Source organism: Rhodoferax sp. U11-2br (genome assembly GCF_018619435.1).
GTDB lineage: Bacteria > Pseudomonadota > Gammaproteobacteria > Burkholderiales > Burkholderiaceae_C > Rhodoferax.
In genome coordinates, this window is record NZ_JAHFZF010000059.1 from 1 (window position 1) to 5,884 (window position 5,884).

Annotated in this window: 7 protein-coding genes and 1 pseudogene; 4 read left to right on the plus strand and 4 right to left on the minus strand. The window is 62.6% G+C overall.

Annotation, left to right across the window (positions count from 1 at the left end; translation table 11 throughout):
- Positions 1 to 226 (plus strand): annotated as a pseudogene (locus KKO72_RS20600) (hypothetical protein); the annotation flags it as partial.
- A gap of 106 nt (positions 227 to 332) precedes the next feature.
- Positions 333 to 677, plus strand: coding sequence for a RidA family protein (locus KKO72_RS20605; protein WP_214943709.1), 345 nt, complete (start codon positions 333 to 335; stop codon positions 675 to 677).
- A 50-nt stretch (positions 678 to 727) separates the two neighbouring features.
- On the opposite strand, the gene KKO72_RS20610 is transcribed toward KKO72_RS20605, so the two are convergent.
- Positions 728 to 1,390 (minus strand): DsbA family oxidoreductase, encoded by a 663-nt coding sequence (locus KKO72_RS20610; protein ID WP_214943711.1) that lies wholly within the window; start codon positions 1,388 to 1,390, stop codon positions 728 to 730.
- A gap of 125 nt (positions 1,391 to 1,515) precedes the next feature.
- On the opposite strand from KKO72_RS20610, the gene KKO72_RS20615 reads away from it, so the two are divergent.
- On the plus strand, positions 1,516 to 1,815 hold the full coding sequence (locus tag KKO72_RS20615; protein ID WP_214943713.1) for a RodZ family helix-turn-helix domain-containing protein: 300 nt from the start codon (positions 1,516 to 1,518) through the stop codon (positions 1,813 to 1,815).
- A gap of 54 nt (positions 1,816 to 1,869) precedes the next feature.
- Here the strand turns inward: KKO72_RS20615 and KKO72_RS20620 are convergent, their stop codons facing one another.
- Complete coding sequence (locus tag KKO72_RS20620) at positions 1,870 to 2,994, minus strand: GGDEF domain-containing protein (RefSeq protein ID WP_214943715.1); 1,125 nt, start codon at positions 2,992 to 2,994, stop codon at positions 1,870 to 1,872.
- A 77-nt stretch (positions 2,995 to 3,071) separates the two neighbouring features.
- Here KKO72_RS20620 and KKO72_RS20625 point away from each other — a divergent pair, with 77 nt between their 5' ends.
- Positions 3,072 to 3,335 carry a VF530 family DNA-binding protein gene (locus KKO72_RS20625; RefSeq protein ID WP_214943716.1) on the plus strand — a complete coding sequence of 88 codons (264 nt, stop codon included), beginning with the start codon at positions 3,072 to 3,074 and terminating at the stop codon, positions 3,333 to 3,335.
- Positions 3,336 to 3,359: 24 nt separating this feature from the next.
- Here KKO72_RS20625 and KKO72_RS20630 read toward each other — a convergent pair whose 3' ends face one another.
- Complete coding sequence (locus KKO72_RS20630) at positions 3,360 to 4,928, minus strand: cryptochrome/photolyase family protein (protein ID WP_214943718.1); 1,569 nt, start codon at positions 4,926 to 4,928, stop codon at positions 3,360 to 3,362.
- 58 nt (positions 4,929 to 4,986) lie between these two features.
- Positions 4,987 to 5,884: FAD-binding domain-containing protein (locus KKO72_RS20635; protein WP_305849460.1), on the minus strand; the 898-nt coding region annotated here is incomplete at its 5' end.

Below are 5,884 nucleotides of genomic sequence, written 5' to 3' on the forward strand. Positions count from 1 at the left end.
TGGCCAGGCACTGTCCATGGCCCAACGCCCGCCACGCGACATCACACCACGTGCGCAGTCGCTGGGGCACAAGGCAGCAGCAGCGCAAACACCCAAGAAGCTGGGCGGCTCAGTCAAAGCGCCAGCCAGCCAGGCCACCGCGACCAAGCCCGCGCTGAGCAACAACCCGGCCTCAGCCAAGGCCAAGGTGGCGGCTGGGGTGGAGTCGGATTGGGAGAGTTTTTAAGCAGCATGCCAAGTCATCAGCCTGCACCCCTAGGCTCAGACCAAGCAGCAGTTGGGCCAGTGAATACACTCCAAGCGTTTTGAAACAAGCACCTTATGGAGAAAACATGATCAAACGTCTGGATGTTGGAAGTCGTCTCTCAGAGGTGGCGGTCCACAATGGCACGGCCTACCTGGCCGGTCAGGTACCCACCGATCCCAGCCTGGACATCCAGGGGCAAACGGCGCAGGTTCTGGCCGCTGTGGATGCGCTGCTGGCCCGTGTTGGCAGTGACAAAAACAAGATCTTGATGACCCAAATTTTCCTGGCGGACCTGGCCGACTTTCCAGGCATGAACGCAGTCTGGGACACCTGGGTGGTACCCGGCCAGACCCCACCCCGTGCCACCGTTCATGCGGCGCTGGCTGACCCGGCGTGGAAAATCGAGGTGGTGGTGACCGCGGCTGTGTGAGTGGGTGCCAGACCGCAGCCCCGCACCTGGCCTGGCTGCGGCGGGGCAGCTTACCTGGCCAACTCTGCGGCGATTTGCCGCAAGGCCTGTTCAAACACCTCGGGTGGTTGCCCACCCGAGATCAGATGTTTGTCATTGAGGATGATGGCTGGCACCGAGCGGATACCGTGGCTGGTATAGAAGTGTTCTGCTTCGCGCACCTCGGCAGCAAATTCATCACTCGCCAGCACGGCTTGAGCACGTTCGGTGTCCAGCCCCGTTTCACCAACCTTTTGCAACAACACCTCATGGGAAGCCGGGCTCAAGCCCTCGGTGAAGTAGGCGGAAAACAGCGCCATCTTGAGCGCGTGTTGTGAGCCCGCTGGCCCTTCCAGTGCGGCCCAGTGCAGCAGGCGGTGGGCATCAAAGGTGTTGTAGATGCGATCCCGTTTGCCCATGCCGAATTCAAAACCCAGGTCAGCGCCGCGCTGCCGGATGGCCTCTGAGGCCTGTTCCAGCTGTTGGGGTGTGGAGCCGTATTTTTGGCTCAGGTGCTCGGTGATGTCCTGGCCCTCGGGCGGCATGTCCGGGTTGAGTTCAAACGGCTGAAAGTGGATCTCCGTCTGGACCTCATCCTGCAGGCGATCCAGCGCGGTTTCGAGAGACTTCAGACCAATCGCGCACCAGGGGCACGACACGTCGGAGACAAAATCAATTTTGATGGTAGCGTTCATGGCCGCAGGTTTAACACAATCGGCCTGCTTGTGCGCAGGGCGCCACGTCATCCTGACTTGGCCAAGGTGCTTGCAGGGCCCGCACCCACCGGCCACGCCCTCACAGTTATTCACAGAGGAAACCCATGACCCAGACCCTTCTTATGCCCGACCCCACAGGTGAAGAACTCAAGGCGGCGCGCACCCGGGCCGGCTTGAGCCAGGTCGAGGCGGCGTTGTTGATGGGTTATCCGGTGCAGCCGGGCAGTCGGGGCGGCCAACAGTCGCGCACCTGGCAGGCGCTGGAGAGTGCCACTGACCCGCGCAACATGCCAGGCCCCATTTTTGCCATGTTCCTGCTGCTGACCCACCAGCACCCGGTGTTCACCCTGGTCAGCAAGGCCGCTATGGCAGCGGACGACGGCGCTGGCACGCCGCCTGTCTGAGGCCAAGCACCGGCGTTGATCAGGGCTGGTTTGGGCCGGTTTCAGGCCATTTGTTCACGCAACGGCCACCGACTGCACACTGGCCACGCAGTTGCGCCCTTTTGCTTTGGCGGCATACACACCTTGGTCTGCCGCTTTGAGCAAGTCATGGGCTTGGCCCATTTCGGCCTGGCGCGCGGCCACGCCCACACTGATGCTGCCATGCCAGAAGCCATCCCCGGCGGCCACCCGCTGTGCCGAGACTTTTCGGCGCAGTTTTTCAGCGGTTTGCAAGGCGCCTGCCAGCGGGGTGTTGGGGCAGATGATCAGAAACTCGTCACCTCCCAGGCGGCACAACAGATCGTCGGTATGGATTGAGTGTTGCAGCGTGCGCGCCAGGTGGCGCAGCACCGCGTCACCCGCGTCGTGGCCATAACTGTCGTTGATGGTTTTGAAGCCGTCGGCATCAATCATCATGCAGGCCAATGACACGTCGTGTTCTGACGCCGTTTGCCATTCGCGCTCCAGCACCTGCATGGCGAGTCGGCGGTTGGGTAAGCCGGTCAACGCATCGGTCATGGCCAGGGTTTCCAGCCGCTGGTTCAACTCTGACAACTCCCGCGTGCGTTCCGCCACCCGGGCTTCCAGTGACTGGTTCAGCTCATACAAGGCACGGCTGCGTTCTGACACCTGGCTGACCAGTTGGCTCATGGCTTGCAACAGCGTGGCAGTGGCCGGGTCGCGGGTTTTCTTGAAGGCCTCAAGCGCTTCTTCGGCCGGGGTGCCGGCCTGGGCCGCATTCTTCAGCCAGGTCATGAGCCGGTCGGTGCCCAGGATGTGAAAGGCCAGCCAGTTGCACAAAAAAGCCAGCAGGGCGGTGGCGGCTTCGCGGTTGTCACCGGCCATGCCGGCATGCATGTGCATCACGTCCTGCAAAAACTGCGCGTGTTGCTGGCGGTGGTGCGTGATGTGGCCGGGATAGACCCCCGAACTCTCCATCAGCGCTTCTTCTTCCTGGAAGTGGTACACCGTGTAACGTCGCAACTCCTGAAACAGCGACTCGATCTCACCAGCGCTGGCGCCCTGAGGGCGCATCAGCGCGTCGCCAAACTGGTTGATGATGTCGATCAGGTAGTGGTGCTGCTCATCAACGGTGGGCAGGCCCGTTAAAAAACAGGGGTCCCAGCGGAATGCTTTCATGTCACCTGGCCTCTGGTATGGTGTGTCCAACGTTGATGGGCAGGCATTGTTGCACCAAGACCCGTCAAAATACTGACATGAATCAAGCTTCTTCCAAACCTGAAGCGCCACCGGCGCAAACACGTAACCCCTTGCACGGCATCACCCTGGAGATGATAGTCACCCAGCTGGCCGAGTTTTACGGCTGGGACGGCTTGGCGCAGCGTATTCCAGTGCGGTGTTTTGCGCTGGACCCCAGCGTGTCGTCCAGCCTGAAGTTCTTGCGCAAAACCCCCTGGGCGCGCGAGAAGGTCGAAGGCTTGTACCTGTTCATGCTGCGAGAGCAGCGGCGCGCCCGCTAGTGCGGCACGGCGCCCGTGGTCGCCTCATAAGGTATCGAGCTGACCACGGATCTGGCTGGCGCGTGCCTGCAAGGCCGCCAGCGTGTCAGCGTCCATGCGCGCGATGTGTTGGTAGGCCATGCCAATGCGCGGGTTCTTTTTGAGTGGGTCGGCGTTGCGCTGGTAGAAGTCCCAGTACAGCGCGTTGAACGGGCAAGCGGCCTCACCCAGGCGCTGCTTTTTGTCATAAGCGCAGCCTTTGCAGTAGTCGCTCATGCGGTCGATGTAGGCGGCGCTGCTCACATAGGGTTTGGTGGCCAGCAGGCCGCCGTCGGCAAACTGGCTCATGCCCAGGGTGTTGGGCAGCTCCACCCACTCAAACGCGTCGATGTAGACCCCCAGGTACCAGCGGTGCAGCGCCTGCGGGTCCAGCCCGGCCAGCAAGGCAAAGTTGCCAATCACCATCAGCCGCTGGATGTGGTGCGCATGGGCGTGTTGCAGCGAGCCGGTGATGCTGGCGGCCAGGCAGTTCATGCGGGTTTCGCCGCTCCAGAACCACTTTGGCAGCGGCGTGTTGTGCCCAAAGACATTGTGCTGGTCGTAACCCGGCATCTGCGCCCAGTAAATGCCCCGCACATATTCACGCCAGCCGATGATCTGGCGGACAAAGCCCTCGGCAGCCGCCAGTTCAACGCGGCCCGCGCGCCACTCGGCTTCGACCCGCTCCACCACCTCACGCGGGTTCAGCATCTTCACGTTCAGTGCAAATGACAGCAGGCTGTGAAACAGCCGCCAGGCCTTGCGGCTCATGGCGTCCTGGTAGTCGCCAAAGTGGGGCAGGGCGTGGCTGATGAAGTGCGCCAGCTGCTGCAATGCCTCAGTGCGGTTGAGCGGCCAGCGCAAGTTGTCAGCGCTGGGTTCACCAAAACTCTGCACACCCGCCGCCTGGATGCTGGCCCAGAGAGTGCTGTGGTCATGGCGCGGACGCAGGTCGGGCGGCTCGGGGGGCGCACCTTTCCAAGGTTTGCGGTTCTCGGCGTCAAAGTTCCACTGGCCGCCTGCGGGTTTGTCCGGGCCGTCGATCAACACCCGGTGGCGTTGGCGCATGTGGCGGTAAAAGTGCTCCATCAGCCACTGCTTGCGCTGCGCAAACAACTCAGCGGCTTCATGGCGCTGGGTGTAGAAATGTTTGCTATCGACCTGGGAGCTGTTGACCCTTTTTGCATAAGGGCTGGCGGCAAAAAAGTCTTTTAGCTGCTGGTCCAGCCGGTATTCATCGGGGTCTTGGTAGTCGAACTGCCGGGGCTGGTAGCGCTCAATCAGCGCACCCAGGTTGGCGGGCAGGCTGTGCTGGTTGGCCGGGTCGTTGATCTGCAGGTAGTGCACACGGTGGCCAGCCTGCGCCAACTGGTGCGCCAGCGCACGCATGGCGGCAAAAATGGCAATGATTTTCTGCGCATGGTGCAAGACGTAGTCGGTTTCCTGGCGAATTTCCATCAGCACATAGACCACGCCAGCGTCCACTTGGGCAAACCAGGGGTGCTGCGGGTTGAGCTGGTCCCCCAGGATCAGGCGCAGGGTGTGGGTGCTTGTTGGGTTGGCGGTGGTGGGCATGTGGCTAGCCTTGTGTTGGGTTTGAAACCGGGCGGTGGGTGCGGGCCATGGCGCCCGATCAGTCCGCCAACCACAGCCGCTGGTAGCTGCCCTCGGGGTCATGTTCGCGGCTTTGTTTGGCCAGGTCAAACTGGCGGCCACCGCGCGGGTCGGTGCCCAGACCGGCGATGTAGAGCCAGTTGCCGGTGTTGCTGTACACGTCATGGTCCACCAGCTGGGACTCGAACCAGGCCGCACCCGCGCGCCAGTCGCCGCCCAGCTCAAACAGCCAGAAACTCGCCACCACCTGGCGCAGGCGGTTGGACAGGTAGCCGCTGGCACGCAGCTCGCGCATGGCGGCATCCACCAGCGGTGTGCCGGTGCGCCCGGCACACCAGCGTGCAAGCTTAGGCGACCCAGCGGTGGTGGCGTGCGGCTGGGGCGGGTTGTGCGGGCGCCAGGCTGCGCCGAGACCTGCTCCGACACCCGCGCCCGCCTGGGCTGCCTGCGCCTCACGCAAGCCCTGTGCGTGGTACAGCCGCACGCCGTATTTGTGGTGCAGCAGGCGAAAGTAGTCGCGCCACAGCAGCTCAAACCACAGCCAGTAGCTGCCCTCGTTGGCGCCCCATTCGGCTTCAAAGGCCTTGAGTTCGGCGTACACCGTGCGTGCCGAGAGCGCCCCGCAGGCCAGCCAGGGTGAGAACTTGCTGGAAAAACCGGTGCCACTGAGCTGGTTGCGTGTGGCTTTGTAGCTGTGGGGTTGTTTGTTGGCCAGGTAGCGGCGCAGGTGCGCCAGGGCGGCACTTTCGCCCCCGGCCCAGTCGGGCAGGTGGTAGGGGTAAGACGAACGTGCCTCGCTCACACCATTTTTGATAGCTTCTGGCCCTTGATGGATAAGGGCTGGAGCCTGATATTGCTTGTAAAACAGCTGCCACGCCGGTGTTTCCAGCCGGGGTGGGGCAGGCAGTGTGGTGGGT